At 31.1% G+C, this 22,092-nt stretch carries 20 protein-coding genes and 2 riboswitches; all 20 genes read right to left on the reverse strand.

What is annotated here, in order from left to right; genetic code table 11:
- Positions 1-89: 89 nt before the first annotated feature.
- The 20 genes from K0039_RS16550 to K0039_RS16645 all read right to left on the reverse strand — a co-directional run bounded on the left by K0039_RS16550 (position 90) and on the right by K0039_RS16645 (position 22,000).
- Positions 90-983: a sulfite exporter TauE/SafE family protein gene (locus K0039_RS16550; RefSeq protein WP_228106180.1), complete on the reverse strand. Its 894-nt coding sequence runs from the start codon at positions 981-983 to the stop codon at positions 90-92.
- 306 nt (positions 984-1,289) lie between these two features.
- Positions 1,290-2,171: a sulfite exporter TauE/SafE family protein gene (locus tag K0039_RS16555; protein WP_228106181.1), complete on the reverse strand. Its 882-nt coding sequence runs from the start codon at positions 2,169-2,171 to the stop codon at positions 1,290-1,292.
- 79 nt (positions 2,172-2,250) lie between these two features.
- Positions 2,251-3,258: a proline racemase gene (locus K0039_RS16560; protein ID WP_228106182.1), complete on the reverse strand. Its 1,008-nt coding sequence runs from the start codon at positions 3,256-3,258 to the stop codon at positions 2,251-2,253.
- Positions 3,259-3,686: 428 nt separating this feature from the next.
- Positions 3,687-4,598, reverse strand: a complete 912-nt coding sequence (locus K0039_RS16565) for a sulfite exporter TauE/SafE family protein (RefSeq protein ID WP_228106183.1) — start codon at positions 4,596-4,598, stop codon at positions 3,687-3,689.
- Between the two features lie 228 nt (positions 4,599-4,826).
- Positions 4,827-5,633 (reverse strand): formate/nitrite transporter family protein, encoded by an 807-nt coding sequence (locus K0039_RS16570; RefSeq protein ID WP_228106184.1) that lies wholly within the window; start codon positions 5,631-5,633, stop codon positions 4,827-4,829.
- Between the two features lie 158 nt (positions 5,634-5,791).
- Positions 5,792-7,726, reverse strand: coding sequence for a sensor histidine kinase (locus K0039_RS16575; protein WP_228106185.1), 1,935 nt, complete (start codon positions 7,724-7,726; stop codon positions 5,792-5,794).
- Positions 7,727-7,934: 208 nt separating this feature from the next.
- Positions 7,935-10,505: a glycine/sarcosine/betaine reductase complex component C subunit beta gene (grdC, locus tag K0039_RS16580; RefSeq protein ID WP_228106186.1), complete on the reverse strand. Its 2,571-nt coding sequence runs from the start codon at positions 10,503-10,505 to the stop codon at positions 7,935-7,937.
- 92 nt (positions 10,506-10,597) lie between these two features.
- Positions 10,598-11,068, reverse strand: a complete 471-nt coding sequence (gene grdA, locus K0039_RS16585; protein ID WP_228106187.1) for a glycine/sarcosine/betaine reductase complex selenoprotein A — start codon at positions 11,066-11,068, stop codon at positions 10,598-10,600.
- 71 nt (positions 11,069-11,139) lie between these two features.
- Positions 11,140-11,457 (reverse strand): thioredoxin TrxA, encoded by a 318-nt coding sequence (gene trxA / locus K0039_RS16590; RefSeq protein WP_018592758.1) that lies wholly within the window; start codon positions 11,455-11,457, stop codon positions 11,140-11,142.
- 14 nt (positions 11,458-11,471) lie between these two features.
- Positions 11,472-12,410, reverse strand: coding sequence for a thioredoxin-disulfide reductase (gene trxB / locus K0039_RS16595; protein WP_228106188.1), 939 nt, complete (start codon positions 12,408-12,410; stop codon positions 11,472-11,474).
- Positions 12,411-12,449: 39 nt separating this feature from the next.
- Positions 12,450-13,751 carry a glycine reductase complex selenoprotein B gene (grdB, locus tag K0039_RS16600; RefSeq protein ID WP_465245001.1) on the reverse strand — a complete coding sequence of 434 codons (1,302 nt, stop codon included), beginning with the start codon at positions 13,749-13,751 and terminating at the stop codon, positions 12,450-12,452.
- 18 nt (positions 13,752-13,769) lie between these two features.
- On the reverse strand, positions 13,770-15,050 hold the full coding sequence (locus tag K0039_RS16605; protein WP_228106190.1) for a glycine/sarcosine/betaine reductase component B subunit: 1,281 nt from the start codon (positions 15,048-15,050) through the stop codon (positions 13,770-13,772).
- A 140-nt stretch (positions 15,051-15,190) separates the two neighbouring features.
- Positions 15,191-15,553, reverse strand: coding sequence for a GrdX family protein (locus K0039_RS16610; RefSeq protein WP_228106191.1), 363 nt, complete (start codon positions 15,551-15,553; stop codon positions 15,191-15,193).
- A gap of 166 nt (positions 15,554-15,719) precedes the next feature.
- Positions 15,720-15,820: riboswitch (glycine riboswitch) on the reverse strand.
- Between the two features lie 235 nt (positions 15,821-16,055).
- Complete coding sequence (gene grdA, locus K0039_RS16615) at positions 16,056-16,526, reverse strand: glycine/sarcosine/betaine reductase complex selenoprotein A (RefSeq protein WP_228106192.1); 471 nt, start codon at positions 16,524-16,526, stop codon at positions 16,056-16,058.
- Positions 16,527-16,621: 95 nt separating this feature from the next.
- Positions 16,622-17,929, reverse strand: coding sequence for a glycine reductase complex selenoprotein B (gene grdB, locus K0039_RS16620; RefSeq protein ID WP_228106193.1), 1,308 nt, complete (start codon positions 17,927-17,929; stop codon positions 16,622-16,624).
- A gap of 13 nt (positions 17,930-17,942) precedes the next feature.
- Positions 17,943-19,223 carry a glycine/sarcosine/betaine reductase component B subunit gene (locus K0039_RS16625; RefSeq protein ID WP_228106194.1) on the reverse strand — a complete coding sequence of 427 codons (1,281 nt, stop codon included), beginning with the start codon at positions 19,221-19,223 and terminating at the stop codon, positions 17,943-17,945.
- A gap of 275 nt (positions 19,224-19,498) precedes the next feature.
- Positions 19,499-19,601, reverse strand: a riboswitch (glycine riboswitch).
- Positions 19,602-19,818: 217 nt separating this feature from the next.
- Positions 19,819-20,160 carry a GNAT family N-acetyltransferase gene (locus K0039_RS16630; protein WP_322789395.1) on the reverse strand — a complete coding sequence of 114 codons (342 nt, stop codon included), beginning with the start codon at positions 20,158-20,160 and terminating at the stop codon, positions 19,819-19,821.
- A 186-nt stretch (positions 20,161-20,346) separates the two neighbouring features.
- Entirely contained in the window at positions 20,347-21,288 is a 942-nt protein-coding gene (locus tag K0039_RS16635; protein WP_228106195.1) for an ROK family glucokinase, read from the reverse strand.
- 41 nt (positions 21,289-21,329) lie between these two features.
- Complete coding sequence (locus K0039_RS16640) at positions 21,330-21,851, reverse strand: type 1 periplasmic-binding domain-containing protein (RefSeq protein ID WP_228106196.1); 522 nt, start codon at positions 21,849-21,851, stop codon at positions 21,330-21,332.
- 26 nt (positions 21,852-21,877) lie between these two features.
- The gene (locus K0039_RS16645; protein WP_228106197.1) at positions 21,878-22,000 is read right to left on the reverse strand and encodes a LacI family DNA-binding transcriptional regulator; all 123 of its coding nucleotides are present in this window, start codon (positions 21,998-22,000) and stop codon (positions 21,878-21,880) included.
- Positions 22,001-22,092: the final 92 nt, after the last annotated feature.

Here is a 22,092-nt window from a genome sequence, read left to right on the forward strand (position 1 = left end):
TTTTGTTCAGTTAATACCTTGAAAATTAAAATGAGGTTGAATCATTGATTCAACCTCTTAATATAATAAATAATAAATTTATTTATAAATTATTCTGTAACAACTTTAGATTCTTTCTTTAGATTTTTCATTGCACCAGCTATCATACTAGCTCCAGTATAAACTAAAACTGCCATTACAATCCATTTTAAAGTTTCTATTGGTAATGATTTAACTATAAATGCTGCTACAAATACACCAACTGCCCCACATAAGCCTACTATTAATGAAGCTTTTCTTGGATAAGCTCCTTCTTTTATAAACTTAACAGAAGATACTGGTTGTAACATTGCACAAGATCCCATCATTATTGGAAATGTAACTTGTGGAGATAATCCTAGGAAATAAGTTAATGCCATACATGGTGCAAACAGTCCAACACCAGCTGTCATTAATGCTCCAAGAACTGCGTTACCCACAACACCTATAACAAGTTTTGCTCCAGAAAGTCCTATTGCATCTCCACCTCCTGGCATGTATCCCATTTTACTACAAAACATTAATACTGCAGTAGCTAAAAGAGCTAATCCCATTACTAATTGGATTTTTGCTTCATCCATCTTAGCTATTACACCTGCTCCTATATATGAACCTACAGCTGCAGCTATCAACATAGAGAACAATGTTACAGGATCTACCTGAATAACTGTAGTAAATATAAATGCTTCACACATAACTGGTAAACAACATCCAACATTTAAGAACCCTGGAAGTTCTTTATCTCTTATGCCTATTTTAAAGAATTTGTTTGCTGCTACTATAATTGCAAATGAGCCGATACCTAATGCATCAAAGAAGTTAGTTATCAATCCTAAGGCTCCAATTTTTACCACAGAAGGATTATCTAATTCTCCTGCTTCCTTTACTTGTCTATAATCTTTAAAAAATGTGTAATAATAAACACCCATTAAAGATAATAGAATTCCTCTTAATGCTAATAACATTGGTTAATTCCCCCTAAAATTTATATTTTATTTTTAGTAAAATATACAGTTCAACAATGCTTTTTCAACTGTCAAACGTTTACCTTTTTATTATATTAATTTGTTAAAAAATATTCAATCAATTTATTAATATTTACATAAATATATTTTAAAATATAAAAATTTTTTAAACAACTTTGTATACATTGATACAGCTTAATTCCATAAAGTTTATATTAGTATATTTTTTTTAAAAAATAAAAAAAATATGCCACGATAAATCGTGGCATATCCTTATTTAAATACATTGTAATTACTTAATTATTATTATGCTTCCATTTTTTTACTAGCTTTGTTAGCAGCAATTAACATAGATGCAGAAGTATAGAATATAACACCTATAACCAACCAAGTTAATATATTCATTGGTAAATTACTAACAAATGTTGCAGCGATATATACACCTACTGCTCCAGTTAAACCTATTATTAAGGCTGCTTTTCTTGGATAAGCACCTTCTTTTATGAATTTAACTGATCCTACTGGCATTAATGTTGCACAAGATCCCATCATTATTGGGAATGCAACTTGTGGAGACATTCCTAGGAAATAAACTAACGCCATACATGGTGCATATAAACCTATACCAGCAGACATTAAAGCCCCAAGTATAAAGTTACCTACTACACCTATAACTAATCTTATTCCTGTTAATCCTATAGCGTCTCCACCACCTTGAATTAAGCCTAATTGTTTAAATACCATAACTACAGCAGTTATTAATAATGCAAGACCCATAACCTTTTGGACTTTTAATTCATCCATTTTAGCTATTACACCAGCTCCAAGATATGAACCTAAAGCTGCTGCTGCAAGCATAGATATTAATGTTACTGGTTCAACTTCTATAACTGTAGTCATTATTACTGCTTCAACCATAACTGGAAGAGTATCAGCAACATTTAATAATCCTGGAAGTTCTTTATCTCTAACTCCCATTTTCATAAACTTGTTTAATGCAACTGTTGGTGCAAATGAACCTATACCTAATGTATCAAGGAAATTTGTAAGAAAACCTATAAAACCTGCTTTTCCTATACTTACATCATCTAATTCACCTGCTGCAGATACTTGTCTGTAATCTTTTATGAAGAAGTATCCATATACAGACATTAAAACTGCCCAAACCACCCTAATAATATTAACCATAATATGATTCCCCCTATTTCTCTTTTGTGATTATTATATTTATAGTTGAAATCTTAATATTAAGTTATTGGATTAGATGCTATTTTAATATAAAACCATATTTAACTGGATCTTCATCATCTATAACAAAATGATTGAACCCTGTTATATAAGCTGCCGCAGTTATTTCAGGTCTTACTGCATCAAATTCACCAACTTTATCAAGACCTACTATCTTACCTTTGAATAGAGTTCCTAATATACTTTCGTATACAAAGTTTTCTCCTTCTTTTATTTCTCCTTTTGCATATAAAGTAGCAAGTTTAGCACTTGTACCAGTTCCACATGGAGATCTATCTACTTGACCTTGACCAAATATAACAACGTTTTTGTAAGTTGCTTCTGGATGAGTAGGATCATCATATATTTCAACTAAATCAACTGTTTTTATGTGGTCTAGAGTTGGATGTTGTACTTGTATTTCTCTGTTAACTATTTCCATCATTTCCATACCTATGTTATTTAATAATTGAGTATTTTTAGCCTCAACTTTAACACCAAATTGTTTTGCATGAACTATTGCAAAGAAACTTCCTCCAAATGATATATCAAATTTTATCTTTCCATATGGAGCCATTTCTATTTCACAGTCTCTTTTATATAAAAATGCAGGTACATTTACAAAAGATACTTCTCTAACTTTTCCATCAACTATTTTAGCTTCTGCTTCTATCATTCCTGCTGGAGCTTCCATTTTAACATGAGTAACTGGCTCTACCATATCTACCATTCCTGTTTCTATAGCAACAGTTATAGCACCTATTGAACCATGTCCACACATGTTTAGGTATCCTCCACCGTCCATGAATATGATACCGAAATCAGCAGTTGGATCACAAGGTTGAGTTATTATTGATCCAAACATATCATTATGTCCTCTTGGTTCTAACATTATAGCTGTTCTTAAATGATCTAAGTTTTCTTCTAAGTACGCTTTTTTCTCAGCCATAGTGTTTCCTTTTATATTAGGAATTCCTCCTGTAACTATTCTTGTTGGTTCTCCCATAGTATGAGAATCAATTGCTTGAATACTTCTTGAAAATTTCATTTGCCTGTCCCCCTAAAATCATTATTAAAATAAATATTTATAATATATTTATTGAATTAATCTATGATAAACAGATAAAAAAACGGTTTCAGCATCTATATTTACTTCTTAACGTTAATTAATTGACAATAAAATGTATATATAGAGTGTGAATACCATCACCGTAAAAATGTAAATTTTCAGTCATTTATCGACTACTTTTTACAACTTATCTACTTACCTATTTTCATTATAGTTAATTAATCTCAACTATTCAACAAAATTTTCACATTTTTCTATAATGCTTTTTTATTACAAAAAATATATACCATACGTAGAAAGTATGGTATATATTTAACATTAGTTTTATCTCATTTTGCAATTTTTTTGTTCATTCTTATATACATTTTGCAATTTTTCTTATTTTTCTCTATACAATCGTTATTATTTTATTTATCATTTTTATTATTTTCTATACTATTATTATCTTCAGAGTTTTTTCTCTTATATGATGAATTTAACATAGATATGGAAGTATAGAATATAACTGCAATTACTAACCATCTTAGTATATTAAGTGGCAATGATTTAACTATATATGCAGCAATAAATACTCCTATAGCTCCAAATAATCCAAGTAATAAAGCTGCTTTTCTAGGATGTGCTCCTTCTTTAATAAACTTAACTGAACATACTGGCATTAATGTAGCACATGACCCCATCATTATTGGGAAAGCAACTGCTGGAGACATACCTAGGAAGTAAACCAAAGCCATACAAGGTGCATAAAGCCCTATACCTGCCGTCATTAATGCTCCAAGTATAAAGTTACCTACAATACCTATAACTAATTTTATTCCCGTAAGACCTATAGCTTCGCCACCACCAGGCATTAAATTCAATGCACTTAAAGTCATTAAAACACCTGTTACTAATAAAGCAATTCCCATGATTTTTTGTATTTTAATTTCATCTAGTTTAGATATTATACCAGCTCCTAGCCAAGAACCTACTGCAGATGCTGCTAACATTGTTACTAATGTTACTGGCTCAACATCTATAACTGTAGTAAATATTACCGCTTCACACATAACTGGTAAAGTATCTCCAACATTTAATAACCCTGGTAAATCCTTATCTCTTACGCCCATTTTCAAGAACTTATTAAATGCTACTGTTGGTGCAAAGGAACCTATTCCTAAAGTATCAAAGAAATTAGTTATAAATCCCACAACACCCACTTTTGCTATACTAACCTCATCAAGCCCACCCGATGCCTTTACCTGCTTATAGTCTTTAATAAATACATAGTAATAAAATGCCATCAATACTGCCCAAACAAACCTTACAAAGTTTAACATGTTACTTCCTCCTTAAAATTTATATAGTTAAATCCCACTCACTGAGATTTATAACTAGCTTGTATTAATATATAGTATGCTCACTATATATTTATTCTAAATAAAATGTTATTAGACTATCTATCTGGCAATATACATAATACATATATAATTGATTACTACACTTGAATCTGTTGCAATAAAAAAGACCTTCTTTGCAGTTTAAACAAAGAAGGTCTTTATATATAATTAGCAAGCTTTGCTAACTGTTTCAATAGTTTTATTTTCTTTTTTCTTTGACATAAAGTAAGTTAAGAATCCGTAGAACCCTGCTCCACCAACTATATTACCTAATGTAACAAATAACATACTGTATAAAGCATTTGCTACTGTAACATCATTAGCCACTGGTGAGAATAAACATACTAATAAAGTAGTCATATTAGCAATACAGTGTTCGAATCCACTTGTTACGAAAGCAAATATCAATAAAAATACTATAGCTATCTTAGCCATTTCATCTTTTGTTTTGTAAGCTGCAAGTACAGCTGCACAAACTAATATGTTAGCTAAAACCCCTCTGCAGAATAGTTGTAGAGCTGGTGCTGCGACTTTATAAGCGCCACAGTATGCAAAATAATCCATCGTATGTCCACTAGATGCAAAACCAGTTCCTACAAATAAAAGTGATACAAGTATTGCTCCTAAGAAGTTACCAAAGTAGCTATATCCCATTATTCTTATTCCATCTTTTACACTAGTAACTTTTGCTAAACTTCCCATAGTCATAATCATTGTATTACTTGTAAATAGCTCATATCCTAGTGTTATAATTGCGCTTAGTGCAAATGAGAATGACATCCCTGAAACTATTTTCGTTGCTGGTGATTCTCCTGCATGTAATTGTCCACCTATAGTAAATATTAATATGCATCCAAGTCCTATAAACATTCCTGCAAATATTGATAGTACTAAGTACTTTAATTTACTCTCATTAAGCGTATTAATTTTATCTTCAGCTTTATGAGCTAATAATTGAATTGTTTCTTCATTCATTACCTATGTCTCCTATTCGTCATTTATTACATTTTGTATCTTGTATACAACCTTTTTTTATTTTAGCACATAGATATACTTTTTTAAAACAAAAAATAAAGTTTTAAACTGGAAAATTTTTCAATATAATAATTTATTTCCTTACTATCTATAAAATTTTATAAATATATGTCAGCCAATTCTTGTTTAATATAATTATCTGTACTTATTTGTTTAACATCATTTCCATCATTGTAATTCTTTATCACTATAGGAATATTTATTATAAAACTTGTGCCTACATTTTTTATGGATTTAGCGCTTATATTTCCGTTGTGGCAATCTACAAAGGCTTTAACGATAGATAGCCCTATTCCACTACCTTCATTTGTTCTAGCTAAAGAATTATCCACTCTTACAAATCTATCAAATATTTTATTTAAGTTTTCATCATCAATTCCTATACCATCATCTTCTATTACAATATGTAAATTATTTTCACATACATATACCCTTACATCTACAAATCCTGCTTCTTTTGAATATTTAATACCATTAGATAATAAATTTAGCACTACTCTTTCTATTTTATTTTTATCTACAGACATAATTATCTCTTCTTCTTTTGTATCAAAAGTTATATCTATATTTCTAGCTTGTGCATATGGAACAACTGACAGCACTGTGTCTTCTATTACTTCAACTATATTTACATTTTCCATATTTAAATTAATCTCTTGTGAGTCTATTTTTTCTAGGTCTATTATATTATTAACTAATTTCAAAAGCCTTTGACAGTTATCTTCAACCAAAACGATGTTCTTCTCGCTTATAAAATATTTTTCATCTTGCTTTTTCACATATTTAGTTAATTGCATTACAGAGTTTATTACAGTTATAGGTGTTTTTAATTCATGATTCATATTAATTATAAAATGATTTTTAAGCTTATTTATTTCTTCAATTTCTTTCATCGCTTTTTTAAGAATTTCTTCATGTTTTTTCTTATATGCTAAATATCGTATAAGAGTAATTATAACTATTATTAATGCAACAACAAATAATATTATAAATATAAATACTCCCTTATATAAAGTTATAAAATCCTTTGGTGAGTTAATTAACTTACTATCTTCTGGAAGCATATTCGGTTTAATCTGAGACTTGCTCATATTAATATAATCAAACATATATTTATTTGCATCATTGTCACTTATATACAACGGCTTTACTTTTTTCCCTTCAATAAAATCTCTAGCTATCTCTCCTACCTTTTTACATTGGCTATATATACTTACTACTTTCCCACCTATACTCCCACTTCCGATTCCTTCTTCTACTAAGTTATATATAGGAATGTTATTAGTAGTTTCATTAATTAGTTCATTTATATCATTATCACTTATCCAATTAGAGTTTTTAAAATCATTTGGATATATGGTTAAGATTGCATTATTTTCATCTAAATGTTTTATTTTCTTTTTGAATTCATTTTCTGATAATTTACTTGTATATATAAACTTAAAATTTATATCTTTAAATTTGGGTATTATTTCATTTTTTAATGCTTCTATTTCTTTACTATCTTCATAATTATTTATTACCACTATATTGTTTGTAAAAGGATGATACTTTCTAATTAAATTTATTGTAGATTCAATAGAGAGAGCTTGCTTTACTCCTGTAATTTTATCTTTACTAATAGCTTCTTCAATTATCTCATTATTTGATACACCAAAAAAAATAATAGGTAGATCTTTTAAAATTTCATCTCTATTTTTTATTGCAAATTTCAATGTGTAATAATCCCCTACTATTATCGCATCATAACGTTCTTCTTGTAATGTATTCTTTAACTCATCAACAAAATATTTTTGTTCTTCTTTATTCTCAATAATACTTTCACTAAAATATTTAGTATGTAAATCTATACCTTGTTCTAAACCCTCTTTTATGCCTGATATTCTTTTTTCAAAATCTGAAGTACAGGAGCTATAAGTAGTTATAAACAATACGTTTCTTTTTTCACTTGCATAAATTTCATATGGAAATAAGTTCATTCCTATTAATATAGTAAATGTAATTACTACTATTTTCTTTAAATATTCTCCCATATTATACCTCCTAATTTTAACTGATTTTTTAATTATACTAAATTAGTCAGTACTTTTATAGCATTTAATATAACCGAATTAGAAGAATCGTTTTCCTTTTTTTATTCAAACAGCTCAATTTGTTAAATTTAATTAGATCAGAAATAAAAAAGGAGTTGCATTTAAGATGAGATTTTACTACATCTAAAATATAACTCCTTAATTAGTATTATTCACTTATGAATTTTGCTTCTATTAATAATGCTCTAGATTTTTCCACATTAGCAAGACTAACTAATACTATTGGTCCAGTACAACCCATCCCGCTTTCAGCATAAATTTTATTTTTCCATAAAACCTCTACTGCATATTCTAAATCCATTACATCTACTCCAGATATTTGCTCTGTTACAACTTCTTTTTCTGGTGCTTCTATCTTTTCTTCAGTTTCTGAAGATGCTTGAGGTTTAGATTTTTTTAGTCCTTGTAGAACCTCGTTAAACCCAGCTTTTTCAACTTTTGCAAATTCTTCTTTTGATATATTGTGAACATCGTTATTCACAAGTTCAGCTGCAAACTTGATTGCTCCTTCTATAACTGGTGCACCTGATGCTCTTGATATGATCATTATTAATTTATTGAAATCTTTGCCTATTCCTGGTCCATATCCATATCCTACAGATTCATATTTTCCACCTGAATTATAAGCAGAGAACATTTTTATTAATAAGTTTCCTGTTAATGAATCAGTAACCATTACGTCAGCTGACGCTATCATTAAGTCATTACCTCTCATAACGACTCCACCATCTGCTCTATCAGACTGTGCAAAATTTATGTCATAACCTTTTTCTTTTAATGTTTTAAGAGCTATTTCTACTTGTCTAGCACCATCTACGTTAGCTATTCCAACTGTTGGATTTTTGATTCCACAAGCTTTAGCAGTTATTATTCCGTAGATAGCATTTTTAACCATTCCTTCTACTCTATCAGCAGAAGAAGTTCCTGTAGTAGTTGCTATGAACATTTCTCTTCCTTTTTCAGGCGTCACTACTCTACCTACTGTAGATACTCCTATTGGGAATGGATAGTGCATAGTTACTGCCCCGTCAACTTTTTTGCTGTCTAAAAGATTTTCCATTAATTCATGTGCTTCTTTTTCACAATCAGTTTTAACATGTTTTAAACCTTCAGCACTTTCACTACCTATCGTAGTAACAGAAATGTTTGATTTAATAGCTTTTAAAGCTCCTTCAATTACATTTTTTTCACCATGTTCGCTTCCTATAGTAGTTATTGCTATTTTAGGTATTTTTACATCTACTGCCGCTTCATCTTCTTCTAAATCTTGGAATTTCTTAGCTTGATTTTCTTCTATTACAAATGATATACCATCAAATAAATTTGTCATTCTTCCAAGGAATAAACTTCCTTTACCAACTATCATGGCATTTTTAACTTTACCATCCATTATATCTTCTCTAGCAAATCCTAGATAAGGTACTCCTGATGGTATATGTCCTTGAGTAGGAGCCCAACCTACCATACCATGATTTTCTATAAATGAAGGTAATTCTTTTCTATCTAAGTTACCCATCTTAACAGCTAGCGCACCTATCATTTTGTAGTTAGCATTAGGTACATCTCCAGCTCCTGCTGGCTTAGTTATATCTGGGTTTTGCATTTCTGCTGAATATTTTTGTACATCAGTTATTTTTAATCCAGCTTTTTCAAGCGGCACACTAACTAAGGAACTAATTACTGCTTGAGGAGAAGAACCAGTTCCTACAGTGTGACGTCCTACAATATCATTTCTTATCTCTGGGCTTTCGCCGTCATTTTCACTTACTAATACTGCAAATCCAGCAACCATATCTTCAAGTATTGGCATACCTTTTTTAACATGATCTTTTCCATTCATGCCAAGTTTTGCAGTAGAACCACCAGCACAAACTATTACATTTTTGAATGTACCACTTTTCACAAGAGCAGCAGCGTGAACCATAGCATGAGCAGGTCCTGCGCAGAATCCTCTAACGTCCGATCCTGTAGCATTGTTAAGTCCTGCTATTTCAGCAGCAGCTTTGGCAAAGTTTCCTCCACCTCTTTGGTTCATATCACCACACGCTTCTTCACAACAATCTATAACATAATCTATATCATCTTTATTTACATTGTTTTTATCAAGCATATTCATTATAGAGAAAGCACAAGAAGCTTTTGATACTAAATTTTCAAATAAAACATGAGCAGATAAGTTAGTGTCTACATCATGAGCATTTTTTACACAACCTACTACTTCTCCATTATTATATAAAGGTTCTGCATGTTCTTCTTCTATAAATTTCATTATAGTATCTAATTCTTCACCTTCTTTAATTTTACCAACTAAATCAGATGAAATTAACTTGTTCTCGTTTAATAAATTCTTGCTTAAAGATGCAAAGTTTTTTTCTAATTTAACTAAATCAAATACATCACATATTTGCATTAACCCTATAAACTCTTCTTGTGGCATTATTTCTCCAAACTTACCATATTTACTAGCATCTGGAGTTTCTTTATCATGCCAAGGCATTGCATATTTTGATAATTCATCTGGAGTTATATTTCCTATATAGGCTTGATTTGGTGGGTATTTTACCACTTCATCATAAGTTCTTATATGATCTTTTAATACTTTTAAATACTCAGAATCTGGATTAACTACTCTCTCAGTAGTTTGAGTAGTCCCGTTATGAATTACCATATCAGGAGTATGAGCAAGTATGTATCCTGCTGCTTTTAATACACTATTCATATTGTTCCCCCTATTTTGAAATTAGCTAATCGATAAAAGTTTAAAATACTCTTCATCGATTAGCTAAATTATTTTAATCCTTATAGATTTTCTTAATATTTACAGAATTGTTCTCTTATAGATGACATTTCACCTACTATATCATCAACATCTAATACCATTTCCATCATACCTATTTGCTCGTCATAAATACCAGCATCAAATTCTTCTTTTACTTGTGGCTCACAAGCATGGTATACTTGAAGTCCTAACTGGACTCCTGTCAATGGACCTGCATATGTTGGGTCTCCTGCAGTTACAGTTTCTGCAGCAAGTCCTGCAGCTTCACCTTCTGCAGCACCTAACATAACAACAATATTCTCACAACCAAATTCTTCAGCAAATTCTTTTACTCTTTTTTGGTTTTCTAGGTCCATTGCTCCAGCAGCAGTTCAGACAAAGCATTCAGTTGAAGAGAAAACAACCTCTCCACCAGCTGTCTTAACACATTCTTCTATTGCTGGACCAGGAATACCATCTCTGTCACCGATTATGATGACTTTCTTTTTTTCTAATATACTCATTAGAAATACCTCCTGTCCTTATTTTTTTATTTTCAAGGGGTTCATATTTAACCCTTTAAAACAATTTTTGATTATAAATATTTTTTGATCATTGCTTCGATGTTTTCTTCAGTTGCATCGTCTTTAACTACTTCTTCAACCTTAGCTCCATCTTTATATATAGCAATAACAGGTAAACCTAATATTTTTTCACTTATAGCAAGTCTTCTTGCTTTAGTTGTATTCAATTTAGTGAACTTTAATTGTTCTCCATATTTTTCACTTAAAGACTCAACTGTAGGCATTAATGCCGCGCATGGCTCGCATCCATCACCAAAGAAATCTACCAATACATATCCTTCACTTTCAAGAACTTCTGTTTTAAAAGTATTCTTATCTACTACTAACATTTTTTACCTCCCCATTAGTCTAAAGATTCTATATATTTTTCAACTTGAACAGCTGCTATAGCACCATCTGATGCTGCAGTTACTACTTGTCTTAGAGACTTAACTCTAACATCTCCTGCAGCAAATACTCCATCTATATTAGTCTTCATATCTTCATCAGTTACTATATAACCTTTTTCCATAGTTAGTATATCTTTAAACATATCTGTTTTTGGAACATATCCAACGAATCCGAATAATCCAAACGTCATATCTTCTTCGTCAGCTTCTATAGTGGTTAATTCACCTGTTTTTACATTTTCAACAACCATAGTACTTAATATTCCATCTCCTGATACCTCTTTAACTACTGTATCCCACATGAACTTCATCTTAGGATTTTTAAATGCTTTATCTTGTATAGATTTAGCAGCTCTAAGTTCATCTCTTCTGTGTATTAATGTTACACTTCTTCCGAACTTAGTTAAAAACATTGCTTCCTCAACTGCTGTGTCTCCACCACCAACTACATATATATCGAAATCTTCGAAGAAAGATCCGTCACATGTAGCACAGTATGATACACCCTTACCTATATATTCTCTTTCATTTGCACAACCTATTGGTCTTGATGAAGCACCTGTAGCTATTATTACAGCTTTGGCTTGGTAAGTACCTTTTTTACCTTTTAGCTCTTTTACAGAACCTTCTAAATTAACTGATTCTATATCATCAATAGCGAATTCAGCGCCAAATTGTAATACTTGCTTATGCATTCTTTCTATTAATGATGGTCCTGATTCGCCTTCTAAGCATCCTGGGTAGTTTTCTACTTCAGAAGTTAGGGCTATTTGGCCACCTTCTTTTTTCTTTTCTAATACTAGAGTGCTTAGTCTTGCTCTTCCTGCATATAATGCAGCTGAAAGTCCTGCAGGACCTCCTCCTATGACTATAACATCATATATTTTACTCATTATATTCCCTCCAAAAGGCTAGTAAATATATCTTAATTCTTATTCAAATACAGTTTGGTCTTCAACTTCAGTTTGTAAAGCTTTTAATGCTTTTGTAACTAATTCTCTTCTTATTTTCTTTTCTTCCTCTAATGATAATGCTGGATTTCCAAGAGGATGAGGTATAGCTATAGTTGGTACTATTCTATTAGCTCCAACTGTTAAAGAAATAGGAACTACTGTACACATGTGTACTACTGGTATTCCAGCTCTTTCTATTTCTTTTACCATCGTTGCACCGCAACGAGTACAAGTACCTCATGTAGAAGTCAAGATTACAGCATTAACACCATCTGCAACTAATTCTTTAGCTATTTCAGCAGCATACTTCTTAGCATTTGCAACTGCAGTTCCATTACCAACAGTTGTGTAGAAGTATTGATGTAAACTTCCTATTACACCTTGCTCTTCAAATTCTCTAAGTACATCTACTGGTAAAACTCTGTCTGGTTCTTCATTTGCATAAACTGGGTCATATCCACCATGAGCAGTTTCATGATCAGCGCTGCTTAAATGCTTGAATGAACCTATATCATATTTACCATATTTAGAAGCACTTGAAGATTCTATATGATCTGGATTTCCTTTTGGAACTATACCTCCAGAAGTAACTAAAGCTATTTTAGCACTACTTAAATCAACAACAGCTTTATTTGGAGCTACTCTATCGAAATTAGGCATTGGATACTCAGTAGTAAATTCTTCGCCTTTTAATTTCTTGATTAACATATCTACAGCTCTCTTAGATCCTCTTTCACTATCAAAGAAGTTCTTTCTTACACCATTTGGCATATATCCTTCTTCTTTTGATGCTCCTATAGGTTCTTTTTTACCTAATTTAAGTGCAAGAGGTGCCATAACTTTAACAGCGTCTCTCATACCTACTGCAGAGTTTCTAGTTGGTACCATGTAAACTTTTTGTTTGAACATGTCAGCCCCTGGGTTTTCTATATACATACCTGTTAAGGATGGTATTCCTAACTCATCTTGTACAGCTGTAGCTATAGTACCACAAGCAACACCATATCTACCTGCATTAAATGCTGGTCCAGCTATAAATATATCTGGGTTATATTGTTTAACCATTTCTAAAACTTCTTTTTTAGCTTCTTCTAAGTTTTCATTGAAATAAGAGTCTCCACATATTACTGTAGCTACTATTTCAGCTTCTCCTTTAAATGCTGCATTGAAAGCAGCACCTGGCCCTACTATACCTTCTCTTACTTCAGGCTTAACATGAGCCATTTCTTCTCCACCTATTTGTGCGAAAAATTGATTTATATATTGAACAACTTTTATCATCTTCAAACCCCCCTCTCACTATCTTGCACTTAATTTATTAAATCCAAGTTCATTAGTAGCTCCAGTTATTACTTGAAGCTCTGCAACTATTGATCCATCTGGTTGTAAACTTCCATCAAATCCACCAGCTATAACATCTGCAACTTCTGGATATCCTATTACTTTATCCATTGGAGGAAGAGTGACAACCTCATTTGCATTTCCTCCAGTAACAACTGCATTTGCTAAAGGATCCGCATCAGCTAATGATTGAGATTTTCCGTCTCTACCAGCATATTCATCAGTAACTATAACTGTTTTTATTCCTTTTTCTTCTATCTTCTTACAGTTCATTATTAAGTCTGTATCTGGATTACCAAATCCTTCTTGAGTTATAACTACACCATCAACTCCTAAGAACTCTGCTAATTTAGCACTCCAGTTAGAAGATCTCTCTTTATCAGCAAGATAAACGTTTTCATTAGTAAGGATTACCCCTACAAAGTTTAATTCTTTACCATGCTTTTCAAATAAATCATGTATAACTGGGTTATTTAAGTGATGATAAGTTGTATTTTTGTCACATGCAGAAACACAGTTACCACTTACTACTGCACCATCCATTATTTCTGTTGGATTTATTAAAGTAGATATAGTTTTCTTACCATCTACTCCATAAACATAAGTGTCATGTAATAATCCTTGAGTTTGAAGCATATACACATAAGCTACTCTTGGTAGTTCTGGGTATTTTTTGTATCCTTCTATTATTGAATCTGTTTCATAAACTTCTACTTCGTCTGGAGTTATATCTTTAGCTAACTCTCCTAAGTATATAGCTGCTTTATATCCTGCATATCTTACAGCTTCTTCGTGATTATGTTGTTTTAAACCATCTACTGGTTCACAAACTACTACTAAGTTATTTAACCCTGAGAAAGGTGTATATTTAGAACCTTCACCGCTCATATCTATTATTCCTTCTTGGAAACCTACTATTTTTCCTGTTGTTACTACAGCAGAACCTTTAAGCACATTCGTTTTCCCCGAGCCCACTGTTGTTACCTTATTTATCATGCCTGGGAATATTCCTCCTGGTCCTTCAACTTTAACTCTTGGCTCTATAACGTCTTTAACTGGCATAATACGAATACTATCCCCTGGTTTTGCTATTTCTAAATCCACTGACTTAATATTCTCATCTTCCATTAATAAGTCAATTAACTCTTGCTTATTAACATAAATTACTCCATCTTCCACTTTTGAAACATCAGAAAAACATATGTCTTTAACTTTTACATATCCTAATTCTAATTTCAAAAAAATCACCTCCAAAAATTTTATTTACTTTACAAAAATTTTATTTACTTGAACTAGGTATTTATTTAAAAGCACAATAAGCGCTATTAAAACATATTACTATTTCTATGGAATAATAAATTCTGCTAAATATACTCTATTTACTTAAGAGCATTTTCAATTATTGATAAATCTACAATTTTAAAATCATTCATTATTCGATCTGTTAATTCAACAGTATAATCTTTATCTTTTTTAAATTTGTCATATGTTAAAATTGCATTTTCAATAATCGTTAAAGATTTGTAATCTAGGGATTCTTTATAATCAGATATTAGGACTGATTTATATGGAGTTTCATTTGGTTTTATGCTACTAGACAAAGGGTGAGTTAAAAGTATATGTCCTTCATGAACTCTATCTCTTACATAAAGTAAGATTTCTTTAAAAGAACATTCCTTATAATAAATCTTATAATCACTTTTGTATTTTTCATATACTTTATTGTTGTTAGTTATTATCATTTTATATCCCCCAGAACAGTTCTATTTTTTTGCAATAAAATAGCAGAAAGCCCCTAGCTTTCTGCTCTGTATTTAACCTGAGAGTTTTCCTCTATTCGCATAGAGTTGCCCCTTCGGTGCATATATTTATTGATTAAACTTAATGATGTCTTGCTTTCCAGAGTTAAGTCGTAATACGGTCCTTTTGCCTGAGATCATCACCAACATTCGCTTAATATTGGCTTATTCCTTCGGCGCTTTTTTACAAGTCTCTCCCGTAATAGTCATCCTTAATATAATAATTGTATTATTCTAATTATTCTGCAATATAATAATCGTCTTATTACTCATTCATTTAAAGTTTCTATTCATTTATAATTTTTTTCTATTTTAATTAGATTATAATTAATTATATCTATAATAAGCAACAATTTTTTTTATATTTTTCAATATTTTTATTTTTTTCTATATTTATTAATTTATATGTTAAGGATGACTATTTATAACCTTTTATTTTCAACTTTTAGTACTTACAAAATTGGTCTCTTATAGCTGTCATTTCATTAACTATATCGTCAACATCAAGTACCGTTTCCATCATTCCTATTTGTTCATCATAAATGCTAGAATCAAATTCTTCTTTTACTTGTGGTTCACAAGTATGATATACTTGAAGTCCTAACTGGACTCCTGTCAATGGACCTGCGTATGTTGGGTCACCAGCCGTAACTGTTTCTGCAGCAAGACCTGCTGCTTCACCTTCAGCTGCTCCTAATAAAACCACAACATTTTCTGCACCAAATTCTTCAGCAAATTCCTTTACTCTTTTTTGGTTTTCTAAGTCCATTGCTCCAGCAGCAGTTCAGACAAAACATTCAGTTGAAGAAAATACAACTTCTCCACCTGCAGTTTTAACGCATTCTTCTATTGCTGGACCAGGTATACCATCTCTGTCACCAATTATGATAACTTTCTTTTTTTCTAATATACTCATTAGAAATACCTCCTGATCTAAATTTTATTTTTATATGTTTACATTGAGCAAGATATGTAGTTAAGATGTTGCTCAATGTAAACATGATTTAAATTTTATTCGAATACAGTTTGATCTTCTATTTCAGTTTGTAATGCTTTAAAAGCTTTTGTTATAAGATTTCTTCTTATTTTCTTTTCTTCCTCCAATGGTAGTGCTGGATTTCCAAGTGGATGAGGTATAGCTATAGCTGGAACTATTCTATTAGCACCAACTGTTAATGAAATAGGAACTACTGTACAAATGTGTACTACAGGTATTCCAGCTCTTTCTATTTCTTTTACCATCGTTGCACCGCAACGAGTACAAGTACCTCACGTAGAAGTTAGGATTACAGCGTCCACACCATCAGCCTTCAATTCTTCTGCATATTTTGCAGCAAATCCTTTTGCATTTGCAACTGAAGTTCCGTTTCCTACTGTTGAATAATAATATCTATGAAGTTCTCTTATTACACCTTGTTCTTCAAATTCTCTCATTATATCTACTGGTAAAACTCTGTTTGGATCATCATTTGCATAAACTGGGTCATATCCACCATGAGCTGTTTGATGATCTGCACTAGATAATAATTTAAATCTGTTCAAATCATATTTACCATATTTAGATGCACTTGAAGATTCTATATGGTCTGGATTTCCTTTTGGAACTATACCACCAGAAGTAACAAGGGCTATTTTAGCTTTTGATAAATCTTTAATTGCTGGATTTGGAGCTATTCTATCAAAATCAGGCATTGGATATTCAGTTGTAAATTCTTCGCCTTTTAATTTTTTGATTAACATATCTACAGCTCTCTTAGATCCTCTTTCAGTGTCAAAGAAGTTCTTTCTTATACCATTTGGTATATATCCTTCTTCAATAGATGCACCTATTTCTTCGCCTTTTGCAAGTTTAAGAGCAAGAGGAGCCATAACTTTTACAGCATCTCTCATACCTACTGCAGAATTTTTAGTTGCTACCATGTAAACTTTGTCTTTGAACATGTCGGCACCTGGGTTTTCTACGTACATGCCAGTTAATGAAGGTATTCCTAATTCTTCTTTAACAGCAGTAGCTATAGTTCCACAAGCAACACCATATCTACCTGCATTAAATGCTGGTCCTGCTATAAATACATCTGGGTTATAGCCTTTAACCATATCTAAAACTACTTTTTTAGCTTCTTCTAAATTTTCATTAAAATAAGAGTCACCACATATTACTGTAGCTACTATTTCAGCTTTTCCTTTAAATGCTGCATTAAAAGCAGTACCTGGCCCTACTATACCTTCTCTAACTTCAGGTTTAACATGAGCCATTTCTTCCCCACCTATTTGTGCGAAAAATTGATTTATATATTGAACAACTTTTATCATCTTCAAACCCCCTCTCTACCTATCTTGCACTTAATTTATTGAAACCTATTTCATTTGTAGAACCTGTAATAACTTGAAGTTCTGCAACTATTGATCCATCGCTTTGTAAGCTTCCATCAAATCCACCAGCTATAACATCAGCAACTGCTGCATATCCTATTACTTTATCCATTGGCGAAAGAGTAATTAATTCATTTGCATTTCCCCCTGTTACAACTGCATTTGCTAAAGAATCAGCATCAGCTAATGATTGGGATTTCCCATCTCTACCTGCGTATTCATCAGTTATTATTACTGTTTTTATTCCTTTTTCTTCTATCTTCTTGCAGTTCATAATTAAGTCAGTATCTGGGTTACCAAATCCTTCTTCGTTAATTATTACACCATCTACGCCTAAGAATTCAGTTAATTTTGCACTCCAGTTTGAAGATCTTTCTTTATCAGCAAGGTAAACATTTTCGTTTGTTATTATTACACCAACAAAGTTTAACTCTTTACCATGCTTTTCAAATAAATCATGAATAACTGGATTATTTAAATGGTGATAAGTTGTATTTTTATCACACGCAGAAACACAGTTACCACTTATTATTGCTCCGTCCATTACTTCTGTTGGATAAATTAAAGTAGATATAGTTTTCTTAGCATCTACACCATATACATAAGTATCATGTAATAATCCTTGAGTTTGAAGCATATATACATAAGCTACTCTTGGTAGTTCTGGGTATTTCTTATATCCTTCAATTATTGAATCTGTTTCATAAACCTCTGTTTCATCTGGAGTAATATCTTTTGCCAAATTACCTAAATATGTGGCTGCTTTGTATCCAGCAAATCTTAAAGCTGCTTCATGGTTGTGTTGTTTTAAACCATCAATAGGCTCACAAACTACTACTAAGTTACAAAGTTTTGAAAATGGAGTGTATTTTGCACCTTCACCGCTCATATCAATAATACCTTCTTGGAATCCAACTATCTTCCCTGTTGTAACTACTGCTGAACCTTTAAGTACATTAGTTTTTCCACTACCTACTGTAATAACTCTACTAATCATGCCTGGGAATATTCCTCCCGGTCCTTCAACCTTAACTCTTGGTTCTATAACATCTTTAACTGGCATTATACGCGTACTATCTCCCGGTCTAGCAATATCTAAATCTACAGATTTAATATTTTCATCTTCCATTAATAAGTCTATTAATTCTTGCTTATTAACATAGATAACACCATTTTCTACTTTTGAAACATCTGAAAAGCATATGTCATTTATCTTTACATATCCTAATTCTAATTTCAAAAAAATCACCTCCAAATATTTTAATTTCTAACTAGGTTTAACATAATTATTTAAAAGCCCATTTAAGACTTATAAATCTTTTTTATTTAAATCTTTTGAAATACCTTATATACGACATGGTGATAGATGTGCTAAAATAATAAAATTTTGCAACAAAAAAAGCAGAAAGTAAGATAGCTTTCTGCTCTGTATTTAACCTGAGAGTTTCCTCTAAAAGAGTTGCCCCTTCGGTGCAATATGCTTTATCATGTTGTATTATTTGCTTTCCAGAGTTAAGTCCTACTACGGTCCTTTTGCCTGAGATCATCTTTAGCACTCGCTTAGTACTAAATTATTCCTTCGGCTCTTAATTTAATAAGTCTCTCCCGCAGTAATCAACCTTCATAATATGCATTTTTATTAACATATTTGTTTACTAGAAAAATACGATATAAAAATTATTTTCACTTATTGTATAAATTATTTTTATATTACTTATATTATATAAATATTTTCTATGATTTTCAATAAATTTTCTAACTTTTTTATAACAATAAAAAAGGAATATTACATTTCCATGTGATATTCCTTTCTAAAATGTGGTTAAGTCATTAAACTAGGCTTCAAATATAGCATTTCCTTCTTTTATAATTTTCATTACATTAATATTTTTTATATCTAACTGTCTTGCATCTTCTTCTAGCTTTTTCAAACAATAATCTCCTATGCCTAATCCCTTCACTTCATAAGTTAAAAAACAATTAATTACAGCTGTTTCTTTAAATGTACTATAATTCTTATAAAAATTTAAGAAGCAAAACCCTACTAATTTATCACTGTCTTTTACTACATAGGCCGGATATCCATTTATTTCTTCTGTTAATTTATCAAAAAATCTAGATGGTAATCGACTTCCTGGATAAGCTGCATAGGTGTTTTCAATATAATAATTATAAATTTACATTACTTCTTCTTTGTATTTATCCGTTAATTTATCAAAGTTAACTTTCATTATTATTCACCTCCTTATATTTACAATTCTGTATATAGCTCATTTAACACATATTTAACATTTTGTCTTTATACTAAATATTCACAAAAAATTAGTATGCATTTTTTCGCATACTAATTAAATTTCTAAATATTAAATTTCACTCGCTAGTTTTGCTCCTCCAAATATACCTGCATCATTTCCTAATGTTGCTAATTTAAATTCTGTATCAGCAGTTGCATGAAAGGCATTTTGTGAGTAATATTTTTTTATGTTATTCAATAACATATCTCCTGCTTTTGAAACTCCACCACCTATTACAAAGACTTCTGGATTACAAATACAAGCTATATTTGATAAAGCACGACCTAAGATAGAGCTAAACTTTTCTACAACTTTTACAGACAATTCATCATTTTCTTTAGCAAAATCAAATACATATTTAGCTGTAATATTTTCAATATTTCTTAATTTAGACCCGCAACTTTCCTTTTCTAAAATTTCTCTTCCTAATCGTGCTATTCCAGTTGCTGAAGCATATTGTTCTAAACAACCTTTTCTACCACAGTTGCAGCTTATTTTTTCATGAGGATTTACATTCATATGACCAATTTCTCCACCAGAACCAGTATCACCAGCTATTACGTTATTATTTATAATAACTCCGCCACCTACTCCAGTTCCCAAAGTAACCATTATCATATTTTTGTAACCTTTTCCTCCACCCTTATACATTTCACCGAGTGCCGCAATATTTGCATCATTTGCCACTTTTATAGGAATATTTAGCAATTCTTCTAAAGTTGTTGACACGTTAAATACTGGCCATCCTAAATTTACACTTCCTAATATAATTCCATCATCTCTTACAGGTCCTGGCACTCCAACTCCAGCTCCTAATACTTCATCTTTAGATATATTTCTTTCTTCTAATAAGCTATTTATTGACTCTGTAATATCAGAAAAAATGTATTTTCCATTGTCAATTTTTCTAGTTTCAATTTCCCACTTATGCAATAATTCACCTTCAATATTAAATAAACCAAGTTTTACTGTAGTCCCACCTATATCAATTCCTAGCGAATATTTCTTCATAATAATCCTCCAATTTGCTGTATATATTTATTGATTTACTTTTAAATTTTTCTATTATATAAAACTTTACTTTTCATTTTATCTACTAAAGATTCTTTTTCAATTAACTTAGTGTTTATTATATAATACTTTTCACCTGGATCTTTGCTTTCCAATTTATCCATCATTATTTTAGCTACATATTGACCTAAATATTTTCCATTTGCCTCATGTATGGACTTCTCATCTTCATCTTCAAAGAATAGTGCATTTTCTAAATCTTGATTTATACTTACTGAAACAAAAGGAAATTCTGTATCCTTTAAAAACTCAGTAGTGATTTTATCTTCTTCCTCGTGAAATAATAAAATTCCTTCAACAAAGTTGCTTTGTATAAACCTATTAATCCAGGTATCATCATCTTCTTTAAAAGCATACATGATAAAATAATCTCTATCTTTTGCGCAATTGCTTATACCTCTAAAAACTTGAAGAAAGAAAGGATGGTAAAAGGAATCACAAATCCATTGTGGTATAATTACTGCTAATATCTTCGTTCTTTTGTTTGCCAGACCTCTCGCCATTTCATTTGGGACATAATTTAGTTTTTTTACTGCATCCCAAACCTTTTTTTTGTCTTTTCACTAATCTTGCTACTATCCGAAAGTACTCTAGATACTGTGGAAGCAGCAACATTAGCTTCTTTGGCTACATCTTTGATTGTAACTTTCATCCTCGTCTCCCCAATTTATAACATTTTTAATTCATTGTAACTATATTCTTCTTAATTATATTATATTTTAAGTTATAATCAAATACTTCTCC

The organism is Terrisporobacter mayombei, from assembly GCF_020748465.1.
In the GTDB taxonomy this organism is placed as follows: domain Bacteria; phylum Bacillota; class Clostridia; order Peptostreptococcales; family Peptostreptococcaceae; genus Terrisporobacter; species Terrisporobacter mayombei.

Excerpts from the sequence above, each read along its gene's own strand:
- K0039_RS16550 (WP_228106180.1), bottom strand. The coding sequence starts at position 983 with ATGTTATTAGCATTAAGAGGAATTCTATTATCTTTAATGGGTGTTTAT.
- K0039_RS16555 (WP_228106181.1), bottom strand. The coding sequence starts at position 2,171 with ATGGTTAATATTATTAGGGTGGTTTGGGCAGTTTTAATGTCTGTATAT.
- K0039_RS16560 (WP_228106182.1), bottom strand. The coding sequence starts at position 3,258 with ATGAAATTTTCAAGAAGTATTCAAGCAATTGATTCTCATACTATGGGA.
- K0039_RS16565 (WP_228106183.1), bottom strand. The coding sequence starts at position 4,598 with ATGTTAAACTTTGTAAGGTTTGTTTGGGCAGTATTGATGGCATTTTAT.
- K0039_RS16570 (WP_228106184.1), bottom strand. The coding sequence starts at position 5,633 with ATGAATGAAGAAACAATTCAATTATTAGCTCATAAAGCTGAAGATAAA.
- K0039_RS16575 (WP_228106185.1), bottom strand. The coding sequence starts at position 7,726 with ATGGGAGAATATTTAAAGAAAATAGTAGTAATTACATTTACTATATTA.
- grdC (WP_228106186.1), bottom strand. The coding sequence starts at position 10,505 with ATGAATAGTGTATTAAAAGCAGCAGGATACATACTTGCTCATACTCCT.
- trxA (WP_018592758.1), bottom strand. The coding sequence starts at position 11,457 with ATGTTAGTAGTAGATAAGAATACTTTTAAAACAGAAGTTCTTGAAAGT.
- trxB (WP_228106188.1), bottom strand. The coding sequence starts at position 12,410 with ATGAGTAAAATATATGATGTTATAGTCATAGGAGGAGGTCCTGCAGGA.
- K0039_RS16610 (WP_228106191.1), bottom strand. The coding sequence starts at position 15,553 with ATGATAATAACTAACAACAATAAAGTATATGAAAAATACAAAAGTGAT.
- K0039_RS16635 (WP_228106195.1), bottom strand. The coding sequence starts at position 21,288 with ATGAAGAAATATTCGCTAGGAATTGATATAGGTGGGACTACAGTAAAA.
- K0039_RS16640 (WP_228106196.1), bottom strand. The coding sequence starts at position 21,851 with ATGGCGAGAGGTCTGGCAAACAAAAGAACGAAGATATTAGCAGTAATT.
- K0039_RS16645 (WP_228106197.1), bottom strand. The coding sequence starts at position 22,000 with ATGAAAGTTACAATCAAAGATGTAGCCAAAGAAGCTAATGTTGCTGCT.